The sequence below is a fragment of the Nitrobacter sp. genome (assembly GCF_047149785.1).
In the GTDB taxonomy this organism is placed as follows: Bacteria; Pseudomonadota; Alphaproteobacteria; order Rhizobiales; family Xanthobacteraceae; genus Nitrobacter.
This window is the reverse complement of the sequence record NZ_BAAGBE010000001.1, coordinates 187,655-202,466: the sequence shown is the minus strand read 5'-3', so window position 1 is coordinate 202,466 and position 14,812 is coordinate 187,655. Positions and strand designations below refer to the sequence as shown.

Annotated in this window: 12 protein-coding genes; 7 read left to right on the top strand and 5 right to left on the bottom strand. The window is 62.2% G+C overall.

Annotation, left to right across the window (positions count from 1 at the left end):
• Nucleotides 1-127 precede the first annotated feature (127 nt).
• From ACMDCM_RS00885 to ACMDCM_RS00870, 4 genes are all read left to right on the top strand, one after another.
• A complete protein-coding gene (locus tag ACMDCM_RS00885) occupies nucleotides 128-2,626 on the top strand; it encodes a DUF3772 domain-containing protein (protein ID WP_412771799.1) in 2,499 nt (832 codons plus the stop codon).
• 309 nt (nucleotides 2,627-2,935) lie between these two features.
• A complete protein-coding gene (locus tag ACMDCM_RS00880; RefSeq protein ID WP_412771798.1) occupies nucleotides 2,936-3,319 on the top strand; it encodes a winged helix-turn-helix domain-containing protein in 384 nt (127 codons plus the stop codon).
• 227 nt (nucleotides 3,320-3,546) lie between these two features.
• Complete coding sequence (locus tag ACMDCM_RS00875) at nucleotides 3,547-4,110, top strand: DUF2478 domain-containing protein (RefSeq protein ID WP_412771797.1); 564 nt, start codon at nucleotides 3,547-3,549, stop codon at nucleotides 4,108-4,110.
• 116 nt (nucleotides 4,111-4,226) lie between these two features.
• Nucleotides 4,227-5,804: an FGGY-family carbohydrate kinase gene (locus ACMDCM_RS00870; protein ID WP_412771796.1), complete on the top strand. Its 1,578-nt coding sequence runs from the start codon at nucleotides 4,227-4,229 to the stop codon at nucleotides 5,802-5,804.
• A 367-nt stretch (nucleotides 5,805-6,171) separates the two neighbouring features.
• Here the strand turns inward: ACMDCM_RS00870 and ACMDCM_RS00865 are convergent, their stop codons facing one another.
• Nucleotides 6,172-7,869 (bottom strand): outer membrane beta-barrel protein, encoded by a 1,698-nt coding sequence (locus ACMDCM_RS00865; RefSeq protein WP_412771795.1) that lies wholly within the window; start codon nucleotides 7,867-7,869, stop codon nucleotides 6,172-6,174.
• Nucleotides 7,870-8,064: 195 nt separating this feature from the next.
• Between ACMDCM_RS00865 and ACMDCM_RS00860 the strand changes: the two genes are divergently transcribed.
• Nucleotides 8,065-9,066, top strand: a complete 1,002-nt coding sequence (locus ACMDCM_RS00860; RefSeq protein WP_412771794.1) for a KpsF/GutQ family sugar-phosphate isomerase — start codon at nucleotides 8,065-8,067, stop codon at nucleotides 9,064-9,066.
• Nucleotides 9,067-9,082: 16 nt separating this feature from the next.
• Here the strand turns inward: ACMDCM_RS00860 and ACMDCM_RS00855 are convergent, their stop codons facing one another.
• The 3 genes from ACMDCM_RS00855 to hemH form a co-directional block, all read right to left on the bottom strand.
• Nucleotides 9,083-9,520, bottom strand: coding sequence for an NfeD family protein (locus ACMDCM_RS00855; RefSeq protein WP_412771793.1), 438 nt, complete (start codon nucleotides 9,518-9,520; stop codon nucleotides 9,083-9,085).
• An 18-nt stretch (nucleotides 9,521-9,538) separates the two neighbouring features.
• Entirely contained in the window at nucleotides 9,539-10,534 is a 996-nt protein-coding gene (locus tag ACMDCM_RS00850) for an SPFH domain-containing protein (protein WP_412771792.1), read from the bottom strand.
• Between the two features lie 229 nt (nucleotides 10,535-10,763).
• Nucleotides 10,764-11,801 carry a ferrochelatase gene (gene hemH / locus ACMDCM_RS00845; protein ID WP_412771791.1) on the bottom strand — a complete coding sequence of 346 codons (1,038 nt, stop codon included), beginning with the start codon at nucleotides 11,799-11,801 and terminating at the stop codon, nucleotides 10,764-10,766.
• Nucleotides 11,802-11,889: 88 nt separating this feature from the next.
• Here hemH and ACMDCM_RS00840 point away from each other — a divergent pair, with 88 nt between their 5' ends.
• Nucleotides 11,890-12,285: an MAPEG family protein gene (locus ACMDCM_RS00840; RefSeq protein ID WP_412774622.1), complete on the top strand. Its 396-nt coding sequence runs from the start codon at nucleotides 11,890-11,892 to the stop codon at nucleotides 12,283-12,285.
• A gap of 113 nt (nucleotides 12,286-12,398) precedes the next feature.
• Here ACMDCM_RS00840 and ACMDCM_RS00835 read toward each other — a convergent pair whose 3' ends face one another.
• Complete coding sequence (locus ACMDCM_RS00835) at nucleotides 12,399-12,851, bottom strand: OsmC family protein (protein ID WP_412771790.1); 453 nt, start codon at nucleotides 12,849-12,851, stop codon at nucleotides 12,399-12,401.
• A gap of 844 nt (nucleotides 12,852-13,695) precedes the next feature.
• Between ACMDCM_RS00835 and ACMDCM_RS00830 the strand changes: the two genes are divergently transcribed.
• Nucleotides 13,696-14,457, top strand: a complete 762-nt coding sequence (locus tag ACMDCM_RS00830) for a hypothetical protein (protein ID WP_412771789.1) — start codon at nucleotides 13,696-13,698, stop codon at nucleotides 14,455-14,457.
• Nucleotides 14,458-14,812: the final 355 nt, after the last annotated feature.

Genomic DNA, 14,812 nt, shown 5'->3' with positions numbered 1-14,812 from the left:
GCTTATCGTACCGCAAAATCAAAACAGCGCCCTTAACGTGCGGCGCACGGCCAATGACAGCGCAAATCCTCCGCCATTGCGGAGCCGCGTCGTCAATTCCTGCACCGCTTCAACAAGCAAGAGAGTCATGAAGACAATCCGCGCGGCAATTTTCTTCATCGTGTTTTTCTCGTGGATGCCCTTGCACGCCGCGACGCCTGCACCCGGGACCTCCAAGCCGGCAAGCCCGGTCGGCGCTCCCCCGCCACCGCCACCTCCGGCTGAAGATCTGCCGTCCGTACCGCCGCCGCAGTTCCCTAAAGCCCAGTCGAAACTCGAAGGCTGGAAGCAGACGCTCGATCAGGTCGAGGCGGCGCTGCGCGCGCGCGTGATCTACGATCCCATGCTGAACGAACTCCGGAATCGGACCGCGGCGGCGCAGAGCGAAGCGCGCGAGCTGATATCTAAAATCCAGCCCCGACTCGAGGCTGCGACAGCGCGGGCCGCCGAACTCGCGCCGAATCCCGAAGCGAATGCTCCGCAGTCCGACGACGTGAAGCTCGAGCGCGCCAAACTGGTGGCTGAAATTGCCGCCCGGCAGGGCATCATTCAGCAAGCCAAGCTTATCAACGTGCGGGCCCAGCAGACAATCGAGGCGATCTCCGATCGACGTCGTGCGATATTCAACGATTCCGTGCTGCAACGCTCCGCAAGCCTGGTCAATCCGACATTCTGGGTCACGGTCGCAACCGCCGTTCCGGTTGCCGCGGGCCAGTTCATCGATCTCCTCACCACATGGGCCCGCGTGCTGGCGTCACAGCCGCTTCGCGCCGCATCGGGCTTCGTGATCGCAGCCTTCGTGGTGCTCGGTTTCTTCCTGTCGCCGGGCCGGCGCTGGTGGTCGCGCTGGACGAAACGCGACCCCGAGATCGCCAGTCCGAGCCCGCTGCGGAAGACCGGCTCCGCCACCGTCATCGTCCTTGCGGACACCGCGCTCACCGCCGTCGCGCTGCTCGTGCTCTATCAGGCGCTCGTGATGCTCGGGGTGCTGCCCGACGACGTGAGCCCGATCGTTCGCGCCTTGTTCATCGGCATCACTTTTGGCTTCTTCTTTGTCCGCCTGACGATCGCTGTGCTGGCGCCGGGCCGTCCGACCTGGCGTCTGATCGAAATGGACAATGCCGCGGCCGATGGACTGATATCCTTCGCGGTGCTGCTCGCCATGGTCATCGCGTTCGGCGTGGTTGTGGACGCTATAAATCTCGCGATCAGGGCGCCGATCGAACTTTCGATCGCAAGCCGGGGCGTGATCGCCATCGCCAAGGCGCTGCTCTTCATGGGCGCGCTTCGCGTTGCCGCCGCCACCGAAGCGGCCGACGAAACCACGCCGTCACCGTCCACCGCCGTCAACAAGTCCGCGTGGCGCCTGCTGATTCCGGTCGGCTGGGTGATGGCCACGGCCGCGATTCTCGGACCGCTCGCGGGATATGTCGCCTTGGGCCGGTTTATCACGATCGAGATGGTGGTGGTGATCGCCGCGCTGATGGGCTTCGTGCTGCTGAGCCGGTTCGCCGCGGTTCTCGTCAATACGACGTTTGCGTTTCATGGAGCGGTCGGCCGCTTTTTGCGACAAACCGCGGGGCTGGGCAGCAGCGCGGTCCGCCAGATCGCCGCGGTGCTCGGCGGCCTTGTCCAACTGTCCTTGATCGGACTGACAACCTTCGTCGTGCTCACCACCTGGGGAATTCGTTCCGACGACCTCGTCGCGTCGATGTCTTCGGCGTTCTTCAGCATCCAGATCGGCAATATCACCATCGCGCCGTCCGTGATTCTAGGCGCGGTTGCGGTGTTTATCATCGGCGTCGCGGCGACGCGCGCGCTCAAGCGATGGCTTGAGGAGCGCTTCCTGCCGGAAACCAGTCTCGACGTCGGCGTTCGCAGTTCGATCGGCACGGGGGCTGGGTATGCCGGCGTCATTCTCGCCACCCTGATCGCGCTGTCCTATGTCGGCCTCAACCTGCAAAACGTCGCCATCGTCGCCGGCGCGCTGTCGGTCGGCATCGGCTTCGGACTGCAATCCATCATCAACAACTTCGTTTCCGGACTGATTCTCCTCGTGGAGCGCCCGATCAAGGTCGGAGACCGCATCGAGGTCGGCACCCGCATGGGCGTCGTGAAACGCATCAACGTGCGCGCCACCGAGATCGCGACCTACGACAACGTCTCGGTGATCGTGCCGAACGCGGACCTGATCAGCGGGCAGGTGGTCAACTGGATGCATGGCAGCTATTCGGCCCGCCTGTCGGTGGCGGTCGGCACCTCCTATGACGCCGATCCGGACAAGGTCATCGAAGTCCTGCTCGATATCGTCGCCCACCATCCGCGCGCGCTGAAGTCGCCCGAGCCGTTTGCCGTTCTCGGCAATTTCGGCGCCGACGCCCTGGAGTTCACGGTATTTTTTCACGTCGCGCATATCGGCATCGACGCCGGCGCCGCCAACGAGGTCAGGCTCGAAATCCTCAAACGCTTCCGCAAGGAGGGAATCGGCCTCCCAAACCCTCAAAGGGACCTGCATGTGCGCGATCTCGATCGCATCGAAGCTCTCGTGCGCGAACTGGCCGGAGCCGAACGCTCCGGTGCACCATAGCGCCGCAAAACGCCGTCACTGCGGTCCAGCCTGGCCGGACAGACAGGCGGGCCGGTTACCTTCGAGCGAACCGGTTCTCCCACACGGCAAAGTGATTGTGGCTGGCTCTACCCACGCCACGAATCGATCAAAGTGTCCGGCCCTGCGCTCTCGTCTTGGGAAGAGCCGCGAGGAAACCGTCTTTGCAGCACGACCGTGCTTTCCATGGGTTAAATTCACGCAATCTCCCTCAATATGATTATTGGAAAGCTGACGTTCGATATGGAATGATGTATAGTTTCAATCTCCCAGATACCCATCGGGCGTGAAATGCAGGCTTCATCCAACAGATCACTACCCTCGCTGAGTTTGCGAATCGATCTCGATTCAAAGGGCCGTATTGGACCGGGCAAAATCGAATTGCTCGAGAGCATCCAGGCTTGCGGCTCGATTTCGGCCGCCGGGCGTGCGATGGAGATGTCCTACAAGCGCGCCTGGGATCTCGTCGACGAGATAAACCATATCTGCCGGCAAGCGGCGGTCGCGCGGCAGACCGGCGGCAAGAATGGCGGCGGCGCGGTCCTGACCCCGTTCGGGGTCTCCCTGGTCGCACGCTATCGCAAGATCGAGCGCGACGCCGCAAACGCGGTTCATAAAGAGCTTGAAGCGCTGCGGAACGATATCCGGCACCCAAAAAAGGGCGCGGACCGTTAGCAAGCCCGATGTCGAACGGTCGACGGCGCCATGCCCGACCGTCCGGCCGTCCTCCATGTCCCTGCCTTGCTTCCACTGACGCCGCTATGGCCAGGTTTTCTCCATCGTGATATATAGGCAGATATATCGTTCACGAGCCGGGTGACGGTGAAGAGGCCAGGCGCCTGTTTCAGTCTTTCCAGACTTGGCAGGACGTCATCGCGGCGACCTTGAAGAGGAGGCGGACCATGTTCGACGCCCAGTGCGATCTTGCCGCTTTGGTTTATGTGGAAGGTCAGGATCCCGACGAGATTTTACACGAGTTCGCCTCCGATCTGAACGCAAACGGCCACCGGGCCGTGGGGATTGTTCAGCTAGGTCGCTACTGTCCCGATGCGGACCTGTCGGCAACGCTGGTGCCTACCGGCGAGCAGCTTCGGCTATTTCAGGATATGAACGCCTATTCGACGGGTTGTCGGCTCGACGTCGGACAGTTGATGGGCGCCGGCGAGCGAATTGCGAGAATTCTCGACGAAGGGGCGGATATCCTGGTCGTCAACCGCTTCGGGCGGAAGGAGCGCGAGGGCAAGGGTCTTGCTCATCTGATCGCCCATGCGCTCAGCGCCGATATCCCGGTCGTGATCGCGGTGCCGAGCCACTATTTCGCGGACTGGATCAAATTCGCCGGCGGCATGACGGTCAAATTGCACTGCGACCGCGAATCGCTGGATGCATGGTGGAACCTGGTGTCGGCCCGCAACACCAGCCTGCGCCGACCCGATCATTTGACGGTCTGTGAAGTCATCAAGTAGTCGTCCGTTCCGGAAAGCCGCGAGCCCTCTCCCCTGATGGCGTCGTCTGCACGGCCGCGTGTCCGCCCGCATAACTTCCTTGACACGGCGGCGGCGTTTCATCTGTAGATGCCGGCATGCCGGATCGTGTCATCGCGGTGGACGTCGGATCGAGCAGCGCGCGCGCCGGCGTGTTCGACAAGCGTGGCGTCCTGCTTGCGCGCGCCGAAGCTCCGTTCGCAACCGCTCATCCCCAACCCGATCACGCCGAGCACAGTTCGGAGGAAATCTGGACCGCGGTCTGCCATGCGGTCCGCGGAGCCCTTGCAGCCGGACATATCGTTGCTGAAGAGGTCAGGGGCATCGCCTTCGACGCCACCTGCTCGCTCGTCGCCCTTGACCGCGCCGGCCGGCCGGTCACGGTTTCGGTAACCGGCGAGGATCGCTGGAACGTCATCATGTGGGCCGACCATCGGGCCGCCGCGGAAGCCGACGAGATCACGGCCACCCGCCATCGCGTGCTCGATCACGTCGGCAATGTGATGTCGCCGGAAATGGAAATTCCGAAGCTGCTCTGGCTGAAGCGGCATTGCCCGGATGCATGGCGCCGCTACGGGCTCGTGCTTGATCTCACCGATTTCCTGACCTGGAAGGCGACGGGCCGTGCCGCGATCTCCGCCTGCACGGTGACATGCAAATGGACCTACCTCGCGCACGAGAAGCCGGGTTGGCAAAGCGATTTCCTGTCGCGCGTCGGGCTCGATGACTTGCAGGACCGGGCGTCGCTTCCCGCCTCGGCGCAATCGATCGGAACGAGCGCAGGTCCCCTGACCGCCCAAAGCGCCGGCGAACTTGGACTCCCGCCCGACTGCGCCGTCGGCGTCGGCGCGATCGATGCGCATGCCGGCGGCATCGGCCTGCTGGGCGGGCTCGACGCATCCGGCCTCAACCGGACGCTCGCCATGATCGCCGGCACATCCTCGTGCCACATGGCGGCCTCGCCCGATCCCAGGCAAATCCCCGGCATATGGGGTCCCTATTACGACGCGATGCTGCCGGGCTACTGGCTGAACGAAGCCGGGCAGTCCGCCACCGGCTCGCTGCTCGATTACATCCTCGACCTCCATGCGGAAGGACAATCGCTCGGCGCGGACCGGCACGCGGTGATGGCGGCAAGGATCGAGACGGCACGCGCCGCGGACGGTTTAGCATTCGTCGCGGGCCTGCACGTGCTGCCGGACTTTCACGGCAACCGCTCCCCGCTCGCCGATCCCGATTCAGTCGGCGTGATCCACGGGCTGCGCCTCGATGCGTCAGCGCGCTCGCTGACCCGGCTCTATTTCGCAACCGCAATCGGCATCGCGCTGGGAACGCGACACATCATCGACGCCCTGAATAGCGCCGGTTACGCCATTGACCAGATCCGGTTGACCGGCGGCCACGCGGCGAGCCCGCTGCTGGTCCAGCTCTATGCCGACGCCGCCGGTGTCGCGGTGTCCCTGCCCGAACAACCCGACGGCGTGCTGCTTGGAACCGCCTGTATCGCCGCCGCCGGTTGCGGACTTTATCCGTCGCTTACGGCCGCGGCGGCGACGATGACCCGGATCGGCCGCACGGTGCAGCCAGCCTCCGCGGCGCGTGATTTCTTCGAGCGCCGCTATCGTGCGTTCCTATTGATGCACGAACATCGCCGGGCGCTGTCGCGGCTCGCGTAAGCGAGGCGGCGGGCCGGGAGAGCCACATTCGTTTCCGTTGTAATTGTATCAGTCTGATCTCGGCCGTCATGCGCGAGCCCGTTCGAAGAACGGCGTCGCTTTCGCGCGCCTAGAGCCTTTCCGCTTCTGATGGAATCAGAAGCGGGACTCTATGATTTTGATTCGACGCGTTTTCTTGACGCGAACCGGTAGCCACTTCGCTCGAAAACGCTCTATGACCCGCGCACCACTTTCTTTCGATTGCCGGGTCAGGCCTGGCAATGACAGTGATCGAGATGTTTCCGTTCAAACACGAAGCCATCCGAGCGAAGCGATTCCATTGTTCGAGCTATTTGCTGCCATGACACGCTGGAATGCCCCATCGTCTCTATCGTTGCAGCCGGACGCCGAGCATCACCACGGTCGAGGCCGAACCCGCGCCGGAAATGTTCGAGGCCAGAATATCGCGGCGTACCTCGGCCTTGATCTGGAATTCCCGGGTCAGCTTGTAAACGAGATCGCCGGAAATCGAGTAGATCTTGTCGGATCGGGTTGAACCCTGATAATCCTGCGTGCCGTAGGTGAACCTGCCGATCGCGGTCAGCCAGCGGCGGAAATCGTGATCGACCTCGAAGGTATAGGTGCGCGTCAGCACGCCGGATACACCGGCGAGCGTGGACTCATCGACCGAGGTGATCGAGGTGAATTTTGCTGTCGTCAGCGGCGTCGCCGACCACACCAGCGACGCGCTGGTGAGAAGGCCGGTCAACTGGTTGAGGCGGGGGTCCGCGTAGCTCCGCGCGGCATAGCCGATGGAGGCTTCGCCGGTCAGCAGGCGGGTCAGCTCGAAGCTGGTCCCGGCCTTGGCATAGCCGCCGTTGGAGTCGCGCTGGAAACCGTTGCGGTCGAGCCGCGTGTCGTGGACGCGCGTGTCCGCCTCGACCTCGGCGAACGGCCTGACGCCCGGCAGCAGATCGTAGCTCGCGCGCGCCACGGCGCCATATTGATTGAAGTTGCGGTCGTCGTTGGGCGTCGACGTGCCATCCGTCAACCGCGAGTCCTGATAGGTCGTGCGGTCCGCAGTCCCGTCCAGCGAGACCCGCAGCCGGTTGAAATCGTGCTCGATGCCGGCGGTCCCGCCGGTGGTCGCGTAGAGCGGATACTTCTCGAGGCCGGCCTGGATATTGGGGCTGCCGGGATTGTCGGTGCCGATCCGCAATCGCAGCTCCGAATTGATGCGGGTCTCGTGCGTCACGTCGAGACGCCCATCGACCTTGCCGGTGAAATCGGGCCGATCCACATTCGTCGGCACCGGCGAAACGACGGGCTGGCCGGAGTTGTCCACGCCAGGCGGAAATGTTCTGCCATACCCGGTGAACGATCCACGCAGATCAACGATGACCGAGTGGCGTTCCCAATCGGATGCGGCCACGAATTCGGGCGACACCATATAGAATGCCGAACCCTTCGGCTTGTTGAATCGGCCGGGATTGGTGTCATAGCCGCCCCACAGTTCGACCGCCGACTTGACGAGGAAACCGCCGACGTAGTTGCCCACATCGCCGAACGGATCGTCGTCACGCTTCAGGCGGCGGCGCGCCGGCTGCCCCTCCACGCTTCCCGCCATGGCCGGCGCGACCGGAGGCTTGTTCGCGGTCGACGACGGCGGCACCGACAATGGCGGCGGCGGTGGAACGGCGACGAAATTGCCCGGCCCCGGCGGCTGTTTCGGTTTCGGCGTGCCGGGATAGGGCTTCGGCTTCTTGCGCTTGCGATTGAGCGCGTCGTAACCGGTGTCGCCCGCTCCCGCCGCCGCGGACACGCCGTAAGTGGGAATGCTGCCGATGCGCGATGGAGCTATTGTTGGCGAATCCGATGCGGTATCATCGCTACCGGCATCGCTGGTCTGGCGCAGGTCAGAATTCGGCGGCTGAAATAAGCCGCCACGAAGCGGACTTATGCGATCGCCGGTGAGCGTTTGCGCTTCGGCGGCCGGGCACGCCAGAACGATCAGGGCGAGGCAGGCCAAAACCGCGCGCCACGTCGATGCGCGTTGCCAGCGGCCCGTCGCTGGACCCCAAGTCACGATCCGAAAACTCCAGCATAAGCATAGATTTACAAGGCCCACCGGCAGGCGCGGCGGACCTTAGCGTTAATGGAGTTAAAACAATTATGGTTAACGGGCCGTTGAGACGGCGAAGCCGCATCGCATCGCACAAGCGGTCGTGCTAAGCACAGTCCCATGGGCCGAACGACGCTGTTTCGTCCCGATGGAACGGGCATGACCTCACTCAAATCACGGACGACCACCGGAGAGGCGGACGCGGCCATCGAGTCCGCGTTGCGAACGCTCGAGGCGGAGGCCGGCGGCGTGAGCGCGCTTGCCGCGGCCCTGAACTCCGATCTCGGTCCTGCATTCGCCGCTGCCGCCGACATGATCCGCAGCGCCAAGGGGCGGCTGATCGTCACCGGTCTCGGCAAGTCCGGCCACATCGGCCGCAAGATCGCGGCGACTTTCGCCTCGACCGGAACGCCGGCCTTTTTCGTCCATGCGGCAGAAGCCAGTCACGGCGACCTCGGCATGATCACCGCCGACGACGTCATTCTGGCGATGTCGTGGTCCGGCGAGCAGCCGGAGATGAAAAACCTCATCACCTATGCCAAGCGCTTTCGCATCGCCCTGATCGCGATGACCGCCGAGCGCGAGTCCACGCTCGGCAAAGCCGCCGATGTCGTGCTGGTGCAGCCCAAGGCGCGCGAAGCCTGCCCGCACAATCTCGCGCCGACAACGTCCTCGCTGATGCAGCTCGCACTCGGCGATGCGCTCGCCATCGCGCTGCTGGAGGGCCGCGGCTTCACCTCGGTCGACTTCAGCGTGCTGCATCCCGGAGGCAAGCTCGGTGCGCTGCTGAAATACACCCGCGACCTCATGCACAGCGGCGACTCCGTCCCGCTGAAGCCGCTCGGCACCAAAATGTCCGAGGCGCTGGTCGAGATGACCTCGAAGGGCTTCGGCTGCGTCGGCATCGTGGATGGCCGAGGGCACCTCGTCGGCATCGTCACCGACGGCGACCTGCGCCGTCACATGCGCCCGGACCTGATAACCGCGCGCGTCGACGATGTCATGACCCGAAATCCGAAGACGATCGGACGCGACCTTCTGGCCGGCGAGACACTGGAAATCCTCAATTCGTCGAAGATCACCGCGTTGATCGTGACCGACGAAAAAAAGCCCGTCGGCATCGTGCATCTGCACGACCTGCTGCGCGCCGGCGTGGCGTAATCGCCGCGCTGGATTGCTACGCCGCCGCCACAGTCAGACGCGCGCCGTCGGCCTTCACGACCTTCACCCGGCTGCCCGCCGGCGCATCCGGTCCCGTCACGCGCCAGACGGTATCGTCGATGCGCACGGTGCCGGTGCCGTCGACGATCGGCTTTTCCAGCGTGAAGACGCGACCGACCAGCGCGTCGGCGCGCTTGTTGAGGAACGGGTTGTCGTCGGCCCCCGGCTTGGCCTGCGCCATGCGCCGCCACAGCGGCACAGCCGCGACGGCAAAAACCGCGAACGCCAGGATCTGCATCTGCCACACCGGATCGAGGGCGAATGACAGCACGCCGACCAGGAACGCGGCGAGGCCGAGCCAGAACACGCCCGGTGTCAGCAATTCGAGTCCCATCAGGATGAGACCGAAGATGAGCCAGTTCCAGGTTCCGAGTGACGCAAACATGTCGGCCATAAAAAACGCTCCCTGATCCTACCCCTGCGGCGGGACGGTCTGGGCCGGCGCGCCCGCGTTCGGCACCGCGCTTCGCCGTGCGGCGGCAGCCGGCGCGGCGCTCTCGCCGAAAGTCGCTTTGGCGATCTCGCCGATCCCACCCAGGGAGGCCAGCATGCTGGTGGCTTCGAGCGGCAGCATCACGACTTTCTGGTTCGGCGAGTTGGCAAGCTGACCGAAGGCCTTGATGTATTTGTCGGCAATGAAGTAGTTCAGCGACGCCACGTCGCCCTTGGCGATCGCCTCGCTCACCATCCGCGTCGCCTTGGCCTCCGCTTCCGCCGACCGCTCGCGCGCCTCGGCATCGCGGAAGGCGGCTTCCTTGCGGCCTTCGGCTTCGAGAATCTGCGATTGCTTCTGGCCCTCCGCCTTGAGGATCGCCGACTGGCGCTGGCCTTCGGCCTGAAGAATGTCGGCGCGCTTCTCGCGCTCGGCCTTCATCTGCCGGCCCATCGCCTGCACGAGGTCGGCCGGCGGCACGATGTCCTTGATCTCGATGCGGTTGACCTTGAGGCCCCACGGCGACACCGCGGCATCCACCACCCGCAGCAGCCGCTCGTTGATCTCGTCGCGATGCGACAGCACCTGGTCGAGGTCCATCGCGCCCATCACCGAGCGGATGTTGGTCATGGTCAGCGTCACGATCGCCTGGTTGAGGTTCGCCACCTCATAGCTCGCCTTGGCGGCATCGAACACCTGATAGAAAGTGACACCGTCCACGGTGACGGTGGCGTTGTCCTTGGTGATGACCTCCTGCTTGGGAATTTCGATCACCTGCTCCATCATGTTCATCTTGCGCCCGACGCGGTCGATATAGGGCACGATGAGATTGAGGCCGGGATCGAGCGTCCGCGTGTACTTGCCGAACCGTTCGATGGTCCAGTCGTAGCCCTGCGGCACGGTCTTGACGCCGGCCAGCAACGTCAGGATCACAAGCGCCACGAAAACAATCGCGAAAATATCGAACCCGGTCATGAATATCTCCGCAGGAGGATCGCCCTTCGAGGAACGCGAGGCGGTGAATTGCTGGTTGGTCGCCGCTCAAAGATGTAGGGTTCGATTGGCAGAAAAACGAGGGCGGCGACAAAGCGCCGTCATTCCGGAAGCCGCGGAGCGGCTATCCGGAATCCGGCGATCAAATGACGCATTCGATCTGGCCGGATCCGGGGTCGCGCCTCGCGCGCCCCGCTAATGACAATCTGCTCTAAATCCAGCCTTGAAGCTCGCGCAGCACCAGCTTCCGGATGACGTCCATTCCCGGATCGCTGTCGTTCAGGCATGGAATCGCAGTGAACTCCTCGCCTCCGTTGTGGCGGAAGATATGCGCATTCTCCTGCGCGATTTCCTCCAGCGTCTCCAGACAATCGGCCGAGAAGCCCGGCGTGACGACGGCCAGGCGCTTCACGCCGTCCTTCGCCAATTTCTCGACGGTCTTGTCGGTGTAGGGCTGCAGCCACTCGTCGAAACCGAAACGCGACTGGAACGTCAGCATCAGTTTGGATGCATCGAGCCCCATTCGCTTGCGCAGGGCCTCGGTGGTCGCGACGCACTGCCCCTGATAGGGATCGCCCTTTTCGATATAGGCCTGCGGCATGCCGTGGAACGAGGCCATGATGATCTCGGGCGTGAACGGGAGCGAGGCGAGATGCCTCTCGATCGAAACCGCCAGCGCGTCGATATAGTCGGGATCGTCGTAATATGGCGGCGTCACCCGCAGCGTCGGCTGCGCGCGCATGTCGCTCAACACGCGGAATGCCTCGTCACACACGGTGGCGGAGGTCGCCGCCGAATATTGCGGATAGAGCGGCACCACCAGCAGCCTGTCGCAACCCTGGGCCGTCAGCGCCGCGATGCGCGATTGCATCGAGGGATTGCCATAGCGCATCGCCCAGTCGACGACGACATGATCGTGATCGGCGATCGCCGCCGCGAGCTTGTCGGACTGCGCGCGCGTGATGGTCTTGATCGGCGACTCGTTCTGCTCGGTGTTCCAGATCTTCAGGTAGTCGAGCGCCTTGCGGCGCGGACGGGTGTTCAGAATGATGCCGTTCAGCACCAATTTCCAGACCAGGCCCTGCTTCTCGATGACGCGCGGATCGGACAAAAATTCCTTCAGATAGACGCGCACGCCGCGGGCGTCGGCGGTGTCCGGCGTGCCGAGATTGACAAGCAGGACGCCGACGCGTCCGCGCGGCGCGCCCGCGGCGGTCCTGGCTCTTTCGATAGGAATAACGGCCGTCATGCCGACTGGATTCGCGCGCCTGCCCGGTCTTGTCAAGCCCGCGCATCTGCCGGTACTGTCTTCGAAACTGCCCGCGAAGGGAATTGCCATGACGGTCGCCGAATGGTGCGTCTTCGGGGCGGTCGTCCTGTACCTCGTAACGATCGTGCCGTTCAAGGCGCTGGGGTCTCCCGGCTTCGACAACGCCCGTCCGCGCGACCCCGGTTTCTACGCCGATCCGCTGCGCGCCCGCGCGCTCGGGGCGCACATCAACGGCATCGAGGCGTTTCCGTTTTTCGCGGCCGCCGTGCTGCTCGCGGAATTCCGCGCCGCGCCCCAGCATCTGATCGACGAACTGGCGATCCTGTTCCTGATCGTCCGCGCCGCCTACGTTTTCACCTATATCGGCGACCGGCCGACGCTGCGCTCGATCCTCTGGGGCCTCGGCTTTGCGATCAACACCGCGATCTTCTTCCTGCCGCTGCTCCGCCGCTGGTTGGCTTGACGACTGCCGGGAAATCTCATCGTCACTTCCGGAAGCCACGAAGCAGCTATCACAGACATGCGATTGCGCATCTGTGGTTCGCGACTATGCGCCCTGGAAGGCCCTATACGAAATCAGCAAATCGTCACCTCGGTCTTCACCGAATTGGCGATGAAGCAGGTCTCATGCGCTTCGTGATGCAGTTGCGCGAGCCGCGCCGCATTGGGCGCCTCGCCCGACCACGCGATCTCGGGTCTGAGGGTCACATGAGTGACGGCCTGACGGCCGGGCGCGATCTCCTCCATCACGCCTTCGGCATGATCGCGATACGACGTGACGCTAAAGCCCGCCAGCCGCGCCAAATGCAGGAACGTCAGCATGTGGCAGTTCGAGAGCGCAGCGACCAGCATCTCCTCGGGATCGACAGCAGAGGCCACCGCCCACTTGCCGACCACATGCGGCGAGGCCGAAGCCGGCACGGTGACGCCGCCATCGAAATTCACGCTATGGCCGCGGCTATAGCGTCCGCTGCGAAAGTCGTCGCCCGGAGCGAGCATCCAGACCACATCGGCAGTGTACTTGGCCATGGCTTCTCCTGAAGCATTCCTTAGTCAGATGGAAGCCCAGGCAGCCGAACACACCGCGAAGCTGGCCTCGATCGACAAGCAGGCGGCGGGAAAGCAGGCCGAAGGGAGGGAAAATTCGATGTCCGACGGCGGTCTACTTGTCCTGTGCTTTTTGCTGAGTTTCTTCGGGTGGGGTTGGTCATCTGGGCCTGTCTCGCAGCGGTCAAGCGTAGGTTAACGAGATGGAATAGCAATCTCTACGTTTGATTCATCATATCGCTAGGTAGTTTTGGGCAACGACAAATTGAAAAATGGAAACGGTGGGGAGAGTATGACGAGGATCAGGCAAAAATCATAACCAAATATCAGGTGCTGTGTTGGTTCGGGATGATCCTCTGGATTCTCATAAGCATGGCGATCATCATGGGCTGCAAAGCTCTAACGTATGAAGGCTAGTGGTTGAGTGAGAATAGCTTCCAAAGACGCAAGGATGGAGATCGCAATGGCTTTCCGAGGCTTAACTCTTTCGTATTCTCCAATTGGGTTTTCTTATGGTCTAGTCTAGGCGGCCAAATACCGAGCGGTGCAGCATCCGCTGGTGTTCTGGTTACAGCATTTGGTGGCCGAGAGAATGACGGCGTCGGAGCCTTTTACTCGGGAGGGTCATCCAACATGAACCCCAATAGGTTTTCATTGCCTATTACGGAATAGATTTAGTCGAGCAGTTCGGCCTAACGTACGGAAATTCTCAGGATGCTGCTGGATACTCAGCTTATTGTGGGGCCCACATAGAGTAACTATCCGCCGCAGATCGCGAGCATGCTTGAGCCTATCTGGAAGCCCTTTAAGCGCGAGCTCTCAATCAATGATTAAACGTGGCCTGTCGATCTTCGATCCGCCTAATGACCTGGTCGACGCCTCTGGAGTCACGCCCAAGCTGGGTGAAGGCGAACGTGTTCTCTGGATCGGCACGCCAGGATGGTTCAGCAGCTTTTTCTGTACAAATTCATGGGGTATGCCAGCGGTTCTCGTTGCGGCGTTCATCTTGTACCGCGGTCTCTATGTGCGAACTGCCGCGCAGTACGCCATTGATGGGCTTATAGCGTGGCGATGGGGGGTGGTCGGTTTCACAGTCTTTTTTGCTTTCATTATTAACTTTGTCGCGCTGTACATGGGCGGCGCCTTTGTCTACATCCTTACGACGAAGCGGATGATGGTAAAAGTAGATCGGACGAGATTGCTCGTCAGATTATTTCAATACTTCAAGAAAGTTTCCGATGCGGATGGCTTCGCCGCCTACGATTTGAGATATCTCAACGGCGCTCGTGTCTATGCCGGCCCCTTGGGCTATGGGAATGTGAGCGTCTCTTACAAAGTCGGCACCTTTGGAAGCCTCAGAGGCGACTTGGACACCTATAAATCCGAACCCGTTTTCCGCCGTGCGCGGCGGTACGTGAAAGTATACTTCCGTAGCGTGGTTTTCTTTCATCCGGCTGAGACCTTTTGCAATGTGTACTTCGGTATCAAGGATGTAGATCGGCTTGGCGATCTTCTGAATGATCAATGCGCGGCGGCAAACAGCTTACGTTGCGCGTGTATCACTTCCAGAGAAAGGCATCCAGATTGAGCACGGCTTCAGGCTGTTCGAGCCGGGCATGGCAATGACTGCCGGGATCAAAATCGGGCAACGGCGCGTGATCAGCTATCTGCTATCGCCTTTGATGCGATATCGCGACGAGGCGGGGTGAGAGAGATGAACGAACGCATCCCCAGGGCTGTCGAAGGACAGGCCGTGTGAAGCCTTCGAGATCTTCTGCGATCGCCAGCGCACTGGCTTCGAATATATCTGATAACCGATGGCATTGGAATTTGGAGAATAACCGATGTCAATGAATGGAACTATTTTCCTCACCACATTGCCTATTCCTATACTCGCGGCGGCGTTTTGGCAGTGGAGGGTGTACTCTCTTTATAAGCTGCTC